The sequence below is a fragment of the Streptomyces sp. 2A115 genome (assembly GCF_052245575.1).
In the GTDB taxonomy this organism is placed as follows: Bacteria; Actinomycetota; Actinomycetes; order Streptomycetales; family Streptomycetaceae; genus Streptomyces.
Genome location: NZ_JBQQCG010000004.1, coordinates 143389 through 157968, shown reverse-complemented (window position 1 = coordinate 157968; position 14580 = coordinate 143389). Strand labels below are relative to the sequence as shown.

General features: G+C 68.6%; 7 protein-coding genes and 1 pseudogene. 4 read left to right on the top strand and 4 right to left on the bottom strand.

Annotation, left to right across the window (positions count from 1 at the left end; genetic code table 11):
- Nucleotides 1-39: 39 nt before the first annotated feature.
- Nucleotides 40-1395: an ABC transporter substrate-binding protein gene (locus ACTWQR_RS05310; protein ID WP_443225709.1), complete on the bottom strand. Its 1356-nt coding sequence runs from the start codon at nt 1393-1395 to the stop codon at nt 40-42.
- 85 nt (nt 1396-1480) lie between these two features.
- On the bottom strand, nt 1481-2503 hold the full coding sequence (locus ACTWQR_RS05305; RefSeq protein WP_443225708.1) for a LacI family DNA-binding transcriptional regulator: 1023 nt from the start codon (nt 2501-2503) through the stop codon (nt 1481-1483).
- A 181-nt stretch (nt 2504-2684) separates the two neighbouring features.
- Between ACTWQR_RS05305 and ACTWQR_RS05300 the strand changes: the two genes are divergently transcribed.
- Both ACTWQR_RS05300 and ACTWQR_RS05295 read left to right on the top strand, forming a co-directional pair.
- Nucleotides 2685-4034, top strand: coding sequence for a mucin-1 (locus tag ACTWQR_RS05300; RefSeq protein WP_443225707.1), 1350 nt, complete (start codon nt 2685-2687; stop codon nt 4032-4034).
- Nucleotides 4035-4092: 58 nt separating this feature from the next.
- Nucleotides 4093-5295: a glycoside hydrolase family 1 protein gene (locus ACTWQR_RS05295; protein WP_443225706.1), complete on the top strand. Its 1203-nt coding sequence runs from the start codon at nt 4093-4095 to the stop codon at nt 5293-5295.
- A 99-nt stretch (nt 5296-5394) separates the two neighbouring features.
- On the opposite strand, the gene ACTWQR_RS05290 is transcribed toward ACTWQR_RS05295, so the two are convergent.
- A complete protein-coding gene (locus ACTWQR_RS05290) occupies nt 5395-10599 on the bottom strand; it encodes a family 43 glycosylhydrolase (RefSeq protein WP_443225705.1) in 5205 nt (1734 codons plus the stop codon).
- Between the two features lie 460 nt (nt 10600-11059).
- On the opposite strand from ACTWQR_RS05290, the gene ACTWQR_RS05285 reads away from it, so the two are divergent.
- Nucleotides 11060-12496 (top strand): family 43 glycosylhydrolase, encoded by a 1437-nt coding sequence (locus tag ACTWQR_RS05285; protein ID WP_443225857.1) that lies wholly within the window; start codon nt 11060-11062, stop codon nt 12494-12496.
- A 100-nt stretch (nt 12497-12596) separates the two neighbouring features.
- Nucleotides 12597-14045, top strand: a complete 1449-nt coding sequence (locus tag ACTWQR_RS05280; RefSeq protein WP_443225704.1) for a family 43 glycosylhydrolase — start codon at nt 12597-12599, stop codon at nt 14043-14045.
- A 119-nt stretch (nt 14046-14164) separates the two neighbouring features.
- Here the strand turns inward: ACTWQR_RS05280 and ACTWQR_RS05275 are convergent.
- Nucleotides 14165-14560: pseudogene (locus ACTWQR_RS05275) on the bottom strand (EamA family transporter); the annotation flags it as partial.
- Nucleotides 14561-14580 lie beyond the last annotated feature (20 nt).

Below are 14580 nucleotides of genomic sequence, written 5' to 3'. Positions count from 1 at the left end.
CGGGCGCGCCTTCCTCGGGCCCGCCCCCGCCGATGGGTCCTACGGGATCTGGTAGCCGGCGTTGTCGGAGAAGTCCTGGTCGATGGCGCGGGCGGCCTTCTCCAGGGCGCTCTTCGGGTCGGCGCCGCCGTAGATGGAGTTCAGGGCCTCGCTGAACTTCGACGTGATCACGGGGTAGCCGGCGGTCACCGGGCGGGTGACGGCGACGCAGGCCTTGGAGATGTCGGTGTCGCCGCAGGGCTTGGCGAGCTGGTCGGAGTAGAGCTGGAGCGGGCCGCCCTGCTTGTACAGGGTGCTCTTGGCGAGGGCCGTCTTGGTGGCGGGCACGGCCCCGTTGGCCGTCGTCATGGCCGTGACGTTGGCGTCGTCCAGGAGGGTGTCGAGGAACGTGCCGGCGGCCTTGGCGTTCTTGCTGTTGGCGCCGACGCCCCAGGCCCAGGAGCCCTGTCCGGTCTTGGGGCCGTTGCCGAAGTCGGGCAGCGGCAGCACGACGAGGTCGTCACCGAGGGCCTCGCTGTACGCGGGGTACATCCAGTGGCCGACCCAGCTCAGGGCGACGCGGCTCTTGGCGAAGGCGTTGCCGTCGGTGTTGGGGTCGACGTAGGTCTTCCAGGACTGGAAGGTCTTCATGGCCGAGACCACGGCCGGGGTGTCGAGGGCGCCTTCCGCCTTGCCGTCCTTGAGGAGGGACCCTCCGGCCGACCAGACGATCGGGGCGAAGCCGTAGGTACCCCACTCGTTGGCGTAGCCGGCGGTCTCCTGGAGGTCGAAGGGCTTGCCGTCGGAGTCCTTGGCCTTCAGTGCCTTGAGCGCGGCGGTGAACTCCTCGGCGGTCCAGTCGTCGGACAGGCCGGTCGGGTACTTCACCCCGGCCGCGTCGAGCAGCTTCTTGTTGCCGTAGATCCCCAGACCGGAGTCGTACATGCCGAGGCCGTAGTGCTTGCCGTCGATCTCGCCCTGGGCCTTGATGGCACCCGTGGCGTTGGCCATGGTCTTGGTGGAGACGTAGTCGTCGATCGGCGCGAGCTTCTTGTTGTAGACGAAGTTCGCCATGGTCGGGCCGTCGAACTCCATCACGTCCGGCAGCTTGGAGGCGTCGGTGGCCGTGATGGCCTTGGTGTAGTCGGTGTCGGGGATCAGCTTGAGGTCGACCTTGATCTTGCTCTGTGAGGAGTTGAAGGACTTCACCGCGTTCTGCAGCGCGGCGGTTTCGTTCTTCTGGCCCTGGTGGGCCCAGACGCTGATGGTGCCCTTGCCGCTCCCGGCCTCGGCGGAGGCATCGGTGCCGCCGCCCCCACCGCAGGCGGCCAGTACCGCCAAGGGCAGGACGAGGGCCAGTCCCGTACGAGCGGTGCGGCGGTACCTTCTGCTGGTCGAGTTGCTGGTCGAGCTCATGGCTGTGCCTCCGTGCTGTGGAGAGGGTTCGACGTGCTGACGTGCTGACGTGTTTTCCGGGCGTGGGGGTGTGGAGCTGAGGGAGTTATTGCGGTCCGCGCGGGCGCGGCGGGGCGGTGGTCTCGCGCAGGACGAGACGGATGGGCATCTGCACCTGCCCGGCCGGTGGTTCGGCGCCGGGTTCGTCCAGCTGACGCAGCAGCAGTCGGGCGGCTTCCGCGCCCTGCTCGGCGACCGGCTGGGCGACGGTGGTCAGGCCGACCACGTCGGCGAGTTCGTGGTCGTCGAAGCCGACGACGGACACGTCCTCCGGCACCCTCAGCCGGTGGCGTCTGAGGGCCCGCAGGGCGCCCATCGCCATCTCGTCGGACTGCGCGAACACGGCGGTCGGCGGACGGGAGACGGCCAGCAGTTCGGTCATGGCCCGCTCGCCGCCTTCGACGGTGTAGTCGCCGTCCGCCTCCAGGGCCGGATCGGGCTCTATCCCGGCGTCGGCCAGGACGTCGAGATACGCCTGGCGGCGCTCGATGGGGGTGGTCCAGTGCAGCGGCCCGCTGGCTCCGCTGATCATGCCGATGCGGCGGTGGCCGAGGTTGACCAGATGCCGTACGGCGCTCTCCGTCCCGGCCCGGTCGTCGATGCCGACCACGGTGAAGCCGGGCCGGGTGCCGCCGACCGTGCTGGCCAGCGGCACCCCCAGTGAGCGCAGTGCGGCGGACTCCTCCTCGTCGGGGATGAGCAGCGACAGCACGGCGTCCACCCGCTTGCGGACCGGCAGCTTGGTGAAGAAACGCTTGCGTGTCTCCGGGGAGCCGAGGTTGTACAGCAGCACGTCGTACCCGGCGGCACTGAACTCGCGCTCGGCGGCGTCCAGCACGGTGCCGAAGAACCACCGGCCCACGTACGGGACCACGACCCCGATGGTGAAGGTGCGACCGCTGGCCAGGCTCGACGCGGAACGCGAGGCGGTGTAGCCGAGCTGGGCGGCGACGGCCGCGATCTGTGCCCGTACCTCGTCGGACACGCCTGGCCGGCCGCGCAGTGCGCGGGACACGGTGGACGCCGAGACTCCGGCGGCGCGGGCGACATCGGTGATGCTGACCGTCACAGCGCTTTTCTCCCGTCGGTTTCACATCGGTGTGATCTGCGAGTGACGTGACCGTAAACCCGGCCTCGTTGTTGCGCAAGCGTTTGCGTTCATATTTACTTGGGCCGATTCTGAAGAGGCCGTGTTGTTACCAAAGGGCAGCGCACACGTTTGAGCGCTGGTGAGCCGACAGGAACTGTGCATGCGATACGCCCCGCCCGGCCTCTGCGTGAACGACTTCGCCCTCCTGCGCGACGAGGACGGCACGTACGCGGTGCTGCACCTGCAGGGCCCCTGGACGGACGAGTTCGACCATCTGCGGATGGAGACCTCCTATGGCCGGGCCACCTCCACCGACCTGGTCAACTGGCAGCCGCGGGGCACCGTCTTCGGCAACGGACTGCCCGGCCGCTTCGACCAGCAGGCGGTGTGGACCATGCACCCGTTCCGGCACGGCGACCGGATGGCGATGTTCTACACGGGTGTCTCCGGTCTCACGCCGGGCGGCTGGCCGGTCCAGTCGGTCGGGCTGGCGTACTCCGACCGCGAGGACGGCACGGGCTGGCGGCGCCACGGGTCCGGGCCGGTGGTCGAGGCGGACCCGCGCTGGTACCGCACCGGTGAACGCATGGGCTGGCGCGACCCGTTCGTCGTACGCGACGACGAGTCGGACGGCTGGGTGATGGTCGTCTGCGCCAGCGACGCCTCCCTCCCGGTGGAGGTCAGCGGCTGCGTCGCGCTGGCCACCTCCGACGATCTGGAGCACTGGACCGTGCATCCGCCGCTCCTCTCACCCGGCGACGTGGACGAGCTGGAGTGCCCGGTCCTGGAACGTCTCGACGACGGAAGCTGGCTGCTGCTCGGCTCCATCGGCGCCACCCGCGGCTTCGAGGCATGGACCGCTCCGAGCCTGCGCGGCCCCTGGACCGGCCGGGGCCCCCTCGGGCCCACCGGCGCCTACGCTCCCCGTGTGATCGCCGCCCCCGACGGCTCCCGCGTCGTGTTGCACACCACGCCCCGCCGCGTCGGCCTCACCGACACCGGTGACCGCTGCCGCGGGATGCTCGCCCAGCCCAAGTCCCTTGTCGTACGGGAGAGTTCGGCGCCTCGCCTGGAATGGTGGTCCGGCCTGAACGCCTGGCTCGGCGAGGAGACCGACCGCCCCGCCCTGCACGCGGTCGGCGACATCGGTATCTCCGGGCCTGTCGAGATCACCCTGCGCACCGACGGCCCGGGCGGCGACCACACCGCCCTCGCCGTGGGCTGCGACGGAAAGTACCTCTGGGTCACCGGCCCCGGCGGCATCCGGCTCGGCGAAACCGTCCTGGCCGAACCCGCCGCCACGCTGCGCATCCTCACCATCGGCGAGTACGTCGAGGTCTACGCCGACGGCGTCTTCGTCCTGACCACTCTGTGTTACTCCGGGCACCCCGCCCCGTGGACGGCCGTCACGGATGGACGCGAGCGCACCATTCCCGTCCGCCCGATCCGGCTGCCGGACCCGCACCGCGACGACGCCTCGGCCATCTGGCCCGGCCCCACGACTCCCTGACGGGCGAGAGCCCGCACGCGCTGATCGACACCCCGCACGACTCCGGAAAGGCTCAGCCATGAACGTCACCGCCGACGGTCTCCGCTTCCCCGACGGCTTCCTGTGGGGAGCCTCCACCGCCGCCCACCAGATCGAGGGCAACAACGTCAACAGTGACTGGTGGCAGATGGAACACGGCGGCGGCTCCATCGCCGAGCCGAGCCTCGACGCGGCCGACAGCTACCACCGGTGGCGCGAGGACATGGACCTGCTCGCCCAACTGGGCTTCACCGACTACCGCTTCAGTATCGAGTGGGCCCGCATCGAGCCCGCCCCCGGCCACTTCTCCCGGGCCGAGATCGCCCACTACCGGCGCATGGTCGACGGCGCCGTCGAACGCGGCCTGCGGCCCATGGTCACCCTGCACCACTTCACCGTGCCGCGCTGGTTCGCCGAGCGCGGGGGCTGGACCGCGGACGGGGCGGTGGACCTGTTCGAGCGGTACGTGCGGGCGACCGCGCCGGTCATCGGCAGCGGCGTACGGCACGTGTGCACCATCAACGAACCCAACATGATCGCGGTCGCCGGCGCCGTCCGCGAACTGGGCACCGAAGCACCTCCCACGGCAGGACTCCCGCTCCCGGACAAGGCCACCACCGACGCCCTGATCCAGGCACACCACCGCGCCACGGCCGCCGTCAAGGCGATCTCCGCCGACATCCAGGTCGGCTGGTCGATCGCCAACCAGGTGTACCAGGCACTCCCCGGTGCCGAAGCCGCCACGGCCGCCTACAGCCACCCCCGCGAAGATGTCTTCATCGAAGCCGCCCGCGACGACGACTGGATCGGCGTCCAGTCCTACACCCGCACCAGGATCACCGCTGACGGCCCGATTGCGGCTCCCGACGACGCCGAACGCACCCTCACCGGCTGGGAGTACTACCCGCAAGCCATCGGATACGCCCTGCGCCACACCGCCGAGATCGTCGGCGACGTCCCCCTGATCGTCACCGAGAACGGCATCGCCACCGACGACGACACACGCCGCATCGACTACACCACCGGAGCACTCCAGGAAGTCTCCGCCGCCTTGGAGGACGGCCTCGACGTACGCGGCTACCTCCACTGGAGCGCACTCGACAACTATGAATGGGGCTCCTACAAGCCCACCTTCGGCCTCATCTCCGTCGACCCCGACACCTTCGAACGCACCCCGAAGCCGTCTGCCACCTGGCTCGGCGGACTCGCACGGGCCACAGGGGAGGGCACTCCGCGGCGTTGAGCAACGCACCGGGCGGCGCGCGGGGCGTGGTGAGCCCCGGGCGCCGCCCGGTGGTGTCATGAGGGCCGTACGGCCCCGCTGTCGCTGTCGCTGTCGCTGTCAGCCGAAGATGATGCCGTAGGCCTTGCTGCCCGTGAGGTTGTCGTAGAGGACGTCGCCCGTGGACTTCTTCCAGATCTTGATGCGGTAGGTGTCGGGGGAGTCGGTGATCGTGATGCGGAAGCCGTAGCCGCCGGTGCCGTTGACGGTGCCGGAGCCCTGGTACTGGGCTTCGGAGTCGGTGACCACCAGCCAGTCGGAGGACGTGGCACGGAACTTCACGTTGCCGGCCTTGTAGTCGAAGGTGGCGCTGCCGTCCGGGACGGTGGCGCCCTTCTTGTACTTGGCGCCGAAGGAGAAGGCGGCCGGACCGGTCAGGGTGGGCTTGGCCGGGTAGGCGCCGGCCGGCGAGGAGATGATGCCCACGCCTGCCACGGGGCCGGCCGCCCGGTCGTACACGATCAGCTCGGGGAGCTTGGAGCTGTCCGAGGCCTCCTCGTCGTCGGTGACGGTGATCACCGGACGGTGGACGCCGGCCGAGGTGTACGTGTGGGTGGCTTCGCACGCGGAGCCAGTGACCGTGCCGGGCGCCGGGTCCGTGCCGTCCTTCCAGTCGACCCGGCAGGTCTGGGTGTCACCGGAGCCCAGATCGGTGAACTTCGCGGTGACGACGGCGCGCTGGCCGACCGACAGCGGAGCACTCGGGCCCGTTGCCGAGGTGATCACCGGGGCCGCGTTGTCCACGGTCACGGTGAGCGTGTCGCTGCTGCGGCCTCCGGTCAGCGTGACCTCGTAGGTGCCGTCGTCGGCGCAGGTGATCGAGGTGAGGACTGCGTCGGGGTCGGAGAAGACGCAGGGCGCTCCCTCCTCCACCGTCCACTTCGGGTCTCCGGCCCCGGAGATGGTGCCGGTGACCGGGATCGCGCTGCCCTCGGTGCCCATGGCGTTCGGGCCGGCGTGGACGATGGTGACCGGGTCGATGCCGGACAGGGTGGGGACGACCTTCTTGATCAGGCCGTCGGAGTCGAACTCCAGCTTGTCGATGGTGGTTTCGCGGTTCGTGCCGTCACCGCCGGGGATGGCGAAGCGGTGGTAGGCGATGTACCAGTCGCCGGTGTTGGGCACCTTGACGACCGAGTGGTGGCCCGGCCCCTTGATGCCGAGACTCAGGCGCTTCTCCAGGATCACGCCCTGCTTGGTCCAGGGGCCCAGAGGCGAGGAACCGGTGGCGTAGGCGACACGGTAGTTCTCGTCCCGGGTGTCGTTCTCCGACCACATGAGGTAGTAGGTGCCCTTGCGCTTGATGACGAAGGAGGCCTCGTTGTAGCCGCTGGGCGTGATGTTGGTGACCTTCGACTCGTCGAAGGAGACCATGTCGTCGTTGAGGGGGACGACATACGCCCGGCCGTTGCCCCAGTAGAGGTACGACTGTCCGTCGTCGTCGGTGAAGACCGCCGGGTCGATCATCTGGCCCGTGTACTTGCCCGCTGCGATCAGTGGCTTGCCCAGGGCGTCCTTGAACGGGCCGGTGGGTGAGTCGGAGACCGCGACACCGATGTTCGTGTCGGCGGAGAAGTAGAAGTAGTACTTGCCGTTCTTCTCCTCCATCGTCGGGGCCCACGCCCTGCTGTCGGCCCACGTCACGTCCGGACCCAGGTCGAGGATGACCCCGTGGTCCTTCCAGTGCACCAGGTCGGTGGAGGAGTACGCCTTGAACTGCGTGCCGCTCCAGCCCGGGAAGCCGTCGGTGGTCGGGTAGATGTAGAAGGTGTCGCCGAACCGCACGATGTTCGGATCGGCGTTGAGGCCCAGCAGGACGGGGCTCTTCATCACCAGGGCCGCCACCGTCCAGGTGCGCTTCTCGCCGTCCGAGCCGGTGACTTCGTAGGTCACCGGCTCGGTGAAGTCGTGGAGCGTGCCGGAAGCGGGGCTGATGGACGCGCCGTGGGCGAGGGTGAACTCGGGGGCCAGGGCCGTGAGATCACTGCCCTCGGTCAGCGGGAGGGTGATCCTGCTGTCCGCGTCGTCGACGATGGCGTCGACCTTCAGCGCGGGGTGGGTCGCCGCGGCGATGCCCGTGGTGTTGCCGCTCAGTTCGAGGACCTCGGTGGCAGACAGGGCCCGGTTGTAGATCCGGAAGTCGTCCACCTCGCCGCCGAAGTACGGGTCCGGGGAGTACAGGGACCTGCCGATGTAGCCGCTGTAGCCCTTGCTCGCGTCGTAGAGGTCGGACGGCTTGATGGTGACTCCGGTCGCCCGGGCCGCCTCGATGCCGTCCACGTAGAGGACCGCCGTCTCGGCGGCGCTGTCCACGGTGACGGTGACGTGCTGCCACTCGCCCGCGGTGAGCGGGGAGCCCGCCGTCATCTGCTTCTCGCCCGACCAGGTGGCCTTCGTGATCGCCGAGAACAGCTTGCCGCCGCCGTTGGACGGCGAGGCGAAGAGATACTTGTTGCTGTCGGGGCCCAGGCCGAAGAGCCACTGGAAGTTGTCCCCGCCCTTCCACTTGACGTGGGTGGACACGGTGACGCTTTCGGTGCCCTTCAGCACGCCGTTCGGGATCCTGACGTACGGCGAGGTGGTGGAGGTGCCGGCCCCTCCGGACATCTTGAAGGAGCCGCCGTCCACCCCGGTGCCGAAGTCGGGCGTACGGACGTAAGTGCCGTGGTAGCCGCGGCCGCTGGAGTCACGGGCGATGTTTCCGCCGGTCTCGTCGAAGTCGTAGCGCAGGAGCAGGTCGGCGGGCACCTCGGGGCCTTCCGCCGAGACGGTGACCTCGGCACGGACCTTGAGCGCGGCGCCGTCCGGCAGGCTGCCCGTCACCGTGAAGGTGCCGGCCTGCGCGTACGCCGAGGCCGGGACGTCGTCCCAGGCCACGGAGACGGGGCGCTTGACCCCGTCGGCGTAGTCGGCGATGACCGTGCCCGGCAGAACCGGGGCGTCACCGATGCCCGTCGTCACGGAGACGTCCTCGACGGACTCGACGAGCTGGTCCGGCTGATAGGCGCGCAGCAGCCGGTCGTACTCGGCCTGCGTCACCGGGAGCACCGTGCCGTGCCGGGGCTTGGAAGGCAGGTCGTAGCCGGTGGACGGGGTCCAGTTGCCGGAGGCGAGGTCCGTCGTCTCGAACGGGATGTAGCCGCGGCCCCCGAACTCGTCCAGGAACGCGTACCACTTCTCCTCGGTGTTGGATTTGAAGACCAGCGGCCCCTCTGCGGCGCTCATCGCCCCCTTGCCGATGCCCTCGGCCACCGGGTCGTAGGAGAGATCGAGGATCGAGTCGCTCTTCTCCTCGAAGATGAACTTGCTGTTGGGGGTGGACGAGGTGTTGTTCCGCTCGTCCTTGGACAAGCGGTAGTACGTGTCCTCGTGCTTGATCATCGTGGAGTCGATGACCGAGTAGCCGCGGTCGATCCAGACCTTGGGCTCGCTGAAGGTGCGGAAGTCGCGGGTGGTGGCGTACATCATGCGGTTGTACGTGTCGCCGGAGTGAGCCTCGTTGTCGTACAGCTTCGACGCCCAGAAGACGACGTACGAGCCGAGCTTCTCGTCGTAGTACGCCTCGGGCGCCCAGGTGTTGCCGGCCGCGTCGGGGGAGACCTTGACGAGGCGCTGGTCGGTCCAGTGGACCAGGTCGGTGGACTCCCAGACCATGATGGACTTGCTGCCGGTGCGCTGGGAGGCGTCCCAGTTGCCGTTGCCGTAGATCCGCAGGTCGGTGGCTATCTGGTAGAACTTGTCGCCCTCGGGGGAGCGGATGATGAACGGGTCGCGCAGGCCCTTCTCACCGAGCGTGGAGGTCAGGACGGGCTTGCCGTCGTTCAACTCCCGCCATTTCAAAGGGTCGTTGCCCTTGCTGAGGGCGGCGTAGAGCTGCTCGCCGTCCGAGGTGCCCTCGCCGGTGAAGTAGCTGAACATGTAGCCCTTGAGGGCTTCCTCGGCGGGGAGTTCGGGAACCTTGGCGGTGAGCACGCGGGTCGCCTTCGCGTCGCCCTTGGTGACGGTCGCGGTCAGTTCCACCGTGGTGCCGCCGTCGCCGTGCGCGGGGCGGTGGACCACACCGTCGGCGGCGATGACGTCCGGCTTCGCGGAGGACCAGGTGACGTCCGTGCCGTGGGCGCCGCTCGTGGGGAGGGTGAGGTTGCCGCGTACGTCGTCGAGGTTGGGCACGGTCAGTGCCTCGGCGGCCTGCTGCGTGGCGGCGGCGTCGTCGAACGCGGCGGGGACCGTGATGTCGAAGGTCTTGGTGTCGGTCACTGTTCCCTTCCGCAACGTCGCTGTGAGCGTCGCGTGGCCGTCCGGCTCACCGGCGGCGGGGCGGGTCACGGCACCGGAGGGCGACACCACGGACGGTGTGTCGCTCGCCCAGGTGATCGTGGAGCCGCCTGCCGTGCCGGACGCCGGCAGGGTCAGGTCGGAGACGACGGCGCTCGTGTCGCCGAGTGTGAGAGCTGCCTTGTCGTCGGCGACGCCCTGGGTGGCGACGGGGAGGGAGAGCTGCTCGACCTCCGTGTCGGCCAGCGCGCGGGCGTACACCCGGAAGTCGCGGATCCTGCCCTTGAAGAGCTTGTCGCCGGGGTACACGGACTTGCCGATGTAGTTGGCGGTGGTGGTGCCGGAGCCGATGGAGCCGGGGGTGATGGTGACCGCCGTGTTGCGGGCCACCTCCGCGCCGTCCTCGTAGAGCACACCGGTGGTGCCGGTCTGGGTGTAGGTGACGTGTTTCCAGACGGAGCGGGTCATGGCGCGCGCGGGGGAGGGCTGGGTGTTCTGTTCCGTCGACCAGTTGCCGGAGGCGATGGAGGCCCGGAAAGTGTTTCCGGTAGTGAACAGATAGCCGTTGCCGGCGGTCCCGCTCGTGTTGCCGAAGCCGTAGAGGAAGTACGGGCTCGCCTGGGCGGAGTCGATCCGTACGTCCATCGCGACGGTGATCGAGTTCATGCCGCTCATGATGTTGTCCGGCACCTTGACGTAGGTGTCGGAGCCGTTGAAGGCGAGCCCCTCACCGGTCGCGGACCAGTCGGCGGTGCCGTTGACCGTGCCGCCGCGGCCGTTGCCGGAGGCGTCGGTCACGGTCGTGCCGGAGGCGGCGTCGAGCTTGTACCAGAGGGCCAGGCCGTCGGTGATCTCCGCACTCTCCGCGCTGTCCGCCGCGTGTACGGGGGTGGCGGGGCCGGCGGTGCCCAGGAACAGTGACGCGGCGGTGAGTCCGGCGAGGTGACCGGCCCAGCGTCTCGCGCGGCTGCGCGGTCGTGCGTTTTGCATCGTTTCAAGTTCCCTTGCTGAGGCGGGACCGAAGAAAAAAGGGAATGCGAGGCCTCAGGCAGCGGGCACCGTGCCGTTTCGTCTGTGTGACGTCGCGTTGCGAGAGTGTCAATCGAGGTGGAGCGCAGCGTCAAGAGGCGCAAGGAAACGTGCGACCGGTCGGACACTCTCCCTTCGCCCTCCCACCGCCTTCGCCAAGAGCCGTAGCTCAGTGCCGAGTTGGGGGCGCGTTCGACGCGTCGGACAGCGCCGGGCCGTGATGCCGGATCACTGATCGTTTACGTGATGGAAAGCTGACCGGAATCAAACCTGTCGGAACCGTTGACTCGCGGGTGTCTCGTCCTTATGTTCTGGTCGAAGTTACGCACGCTGTCCGGTATTTCGAACGGCGGCCGTCAGGAGAGGACCCTCCGTGCTCCGTACCCGTCACTGGTTCAGCCTCGTGGCAGCGCTGCTCGTGATGCTCGCATCCGTCGCCACGCAGCCCGCCGCAGCCGCGGAGGGGCGGCCGTACACGAACCCCATCAAGTCGCAGAAGGGCGCCGACCCCTGGCTGGAGTACTACAACGGCAACTACTACCTGGTCACCACGTCCTTCACCGGGGTGCTGACCATGCGGAAGTCGCCGACCCTGGCCGGCCTGTCCACGGCCGCCAGCGTGCAGGTGTGGTCGGACACCACCGCCACCCGCAACACCAACTTCTGGGCGCCGGAGCTGCACTTCTTCGACGGCCGCTGGTACCTGTACTACTCCGCGGGGCAGAGCGGTGTCGCCTGCTGCGACTCCCAGCGCACGTACGTCCTGGAGAGCGCGGGCACCGATCCGATGGGCCCGTACACCTTCAAGAACCAGCTGAGCGGCTCCAACCTCACCCCGGGCGGCTGGCTCATCGACGCCAGCGTGCTGCGGCACGACAACAAGCTGTACCTGCTCGGCAGCGGCTTCATCAACGGCAGTACGCAGAGCCTGGTGATCGCGCCGATGAGCAACCCGTACACGCTGAGCAGCTCCACCTTCAGCATCATCTCCAGCCCCACGCTGAGCTGGGAGACCTCGGGCGGCGCTGTCAACGAGGGCCCCGAGCCGCTGTACCGCAACGGCAGGACGTTCCTCACCTACTCCGCCAGCGCGTGCGGGACCCCCGACTACAAGCTCGGCCAGCTCGAACTGACCGGCAGCGACCCGCTGTTGGCGTCCGCCTGGACGAAGAAGCAGACGCCGGTCTTCCAGCGCGATGACGCGGCCGGGGTGTACGGGCCGGGCCACAACGGGTTCTTCACCTCGCCCGACGGCACCGAGAACTGGATCGTCTACCACGGGAACAGCGCGGCGAACGGCGGCTGCGGCAACGCACGCACCACCCGTGCGCAGAAGTTCACCTGGAACGCGGACGGCACGCCGAACTTCGGCACCCCGGTAGCCCTCGGCACCACCCTGCCCGGCCCCTCCGGGGAGACAGCGGCGACCCCGACCGCGTACACGCTGGTGAACCGCAACAGCGGGAAGTGTCTGGACGTCGAGGGCGGCAACACCGCGGACGGTACGAACATCTTCCAGTGGAGCTGCAACGGTGGCGCCAACCAGAAGTGGCGCATCGAGGACCTGGCCAACGACACCAGCCGACTGGTGAACGTGGCCACCGGCAAGGTCATGGACACCGCCGGCTGCGCATCCGCCGACGGCACCGACATCACCCAGTGGTCCTGGCTGAACAACAACTGCCAGAAATACCGCCTGGTCCACACGGCCACCGGAGACTACGTGCGGATCGTGAACGAGTCCACCGGCAAGGTCGCCGACGTCGCCAACTGCTCCACCGCCAACGGCGCCGACGTGCGCCAGTGGTCCTGGCTGAACAACAACTGCCAGCAGTGGAAGCTTCAGCCCGTCACCTGAGTGACACCCGGCGGGCGGCTGCCGCCTCCCCCTCCCCGCAGCCGCCCCCGCACCTCCCCCTCCCTCCCCTCCCCAGTGCCCCCTCAGGAGAACCAGCAGCATGAGACGCCTCATAGGCAGAGTCCTGACGGCAGCGGCCGTCGCACTGGCCGTGCTCACCGCCACCGTCATGCCCGCCCACGCGGCCGTCCCGGCCTCCCCGGCCGTGACCTTCACCAACCCCATCGCCGAACAGCGCGCCGACCCGCACATCTTCAAGCACACCGACGGCTTCTACTACTTCACGGCGACCGTCCCCGCGTACGACAAGATCGTGATGCGCCGGGCCACCACCCTCCAGGGCCTGTCCACCGCCGCCGAGACCACCATCTGGACCAAGCACGCCAGCGGCGAGATGGGCGCCCACATCTGGGCCCCGGAGATCCACTTCATCGACGGCAAGTGGTACATCTACTTCACCGCCGGTTCCTCCAACGACATCTGGAAGATCCGGCCGTACGTCCTGGAGTCCAGCTCCGCCAACCCGCTCACCGGCACCTGGACCGAGAAGGGCCGTATCTCCCTGCCGCTGGACACCTTCTCGCTCGACGCGACGACCTTCGTGCACAACGGCACCCGCTACCTGAGCTGGGCGCAGAACGACCCGGCCGTCGGCGCCGGCACCAACATCTACCTGGCCAGGATGTCCAACCCCTGGACCATCACCGGCAGCCCGGTCATGATCTCCCGTCCCACCCTCGCCTGGGAGAAGGTCAACCAGACGGTCAACGAGGGCCCTGCCGTCATCCAGCGCAACGGCAAGGTCTTCATGACCTTCTCGGCCGCGGCCACCGATGCCAACTACTGCCTCGGACTGCTGACCGCCAATGACACCGCCGACCTGATGAACCCGGCCTCCTGGACGAAGAACCCGAACCCGGTCTTCAAGAGCAACACCGCCACCGGCCAGTACGGCCCCGGCCACAACACCTTCACCACGTCCGAGGACGGAAAGTCGGACATCCTCGTCTACCACGACCGCAACTACAAGGACATCAGCGGCGACCCGCTCAACGACCCGAACCGCCGCACCCGGTACCAGAAGCTGTACTGGAACGCCGACGGCAGCCCGAACTTCGGCATCCCGGTGGCCGACGGCGTGACCCCGGTCCGCTTCTCCTCCTACAACTTCCCCAACCGGTTCATCCGCCACTGGGAATACCGCGGCAAGCTGGAAGCGAACGTCACCAACCTCGCCGACTCCCAGTTCCGCGTGGTGACCGGCCTCGCCGGCACCGGGACCGTCTCCCTCGAATCGGCGAACTTCCCCGGCTACTACCTCCGCCACAAGAACAACGAGGTCTGGGTCGAGAAGAACGACGGGACCACGACCTTCAAGAACGACGCCAGCTTCTACCAGCGGGCGGGCCTGGCCGACACGGCCGCGGGCGTCTCCTTCGAGTCGTTCAACTTCCCCGGCCGTTACATCCGGCACTACGAGTACCTGCTCTACACGCAGCCCGCCGACACGACGACGGCCAAGGCGGACGCGACGTTCTACACCGAGTGACGGGTACACCGGACTCACGTACACCGGATTCACGTACACCGGATTCACGTACACCGGATTCACGTACACCGGATTCACGTACACCGGATTCACGTACACCGGACTCACGTACACCGGACTCACGATGAGCAAAGGCCCGGCCGACGTCCCGTCGGCCGGGCCGACGTGATGCTGAGCGCGTTGGCGGCGACGATGGCCGCGATGCTGCCCCACTCCGCCCAGCCCTGGCTCTGGCCGAGGGCGACCCAGCCGACCAGGCCGGCCAGGACCGGGCCGACGCTCATGAAGAGGCCGAAGGCCGGGGCCGGCTCCCGGCGCAGGGTGAACAGGTCCGCGAGGTACGGCACCGCGGAGGCGAGGACTCCGGCGGCGACGGCGTAGGCGACGGACCCTGCCGTCGGCGGGTGCTCGACGACGATGACGGCTCCGACCGGCAGGAACATCAGGGCGGAGAGACAGGCGGCGGCCGCCGAGCCCTTGCCTTCGGGGGTGCGCCGACCGACGGTGCGGTTGAGCGGTGGCGGGACGACGCGCA

What these genes read in the sequence shown, in the direction of transcription:
- ACTWQR_RS05310 (WP_443225709.1), bottom strand. Translation starts at nt 1,395, where the DNA reads ATGAGCTCGACCAGCAACTCGACCAGCAGAAGGTACCGCCGCACCGCT.
- ACTWQR_RS05300 (WP_443225707.1), top strand. Translation starts at nt 2,685, where the DNA reads ATGCGATACGCCCCGCCCGGCCTCTGCGTGAACGACTTCGCCCTCCTG.
- ACTWQR_RS05285 (WP_443225857.1), top strand. Translation starts at nt 11,060, where the DNA reads ATGCTCGCATCCGTCGCCACGCAGCCCGCCGCAGCCGCGGAGGGGCGG.
- ACTWQR_RS05280 (WP_443225704.1), top strand. Translation starts at nt 12,597, where the DNA reads ATGAGACGCCTCATAGGCAGAGTCCTGACGGCAGCGGCCGTCGCACTG.
- ACTWQR_RS05290 (WP_443225705.1), bottom strand. Translation starts at nt 10,599, where the DNA reads ATGCAAAACGCACGACCGCGCAGCCGCGCGAGACGCTGGGCCGGTCAC.
- ACTWQR_RS05295 (WP_443225706.1), top strand. Translation starts at nt 4,093, where the DNA reads ATGAACGTCACCGCCGACGGTCTCCGCTTCCCCGACGGCTTCCTGTGG.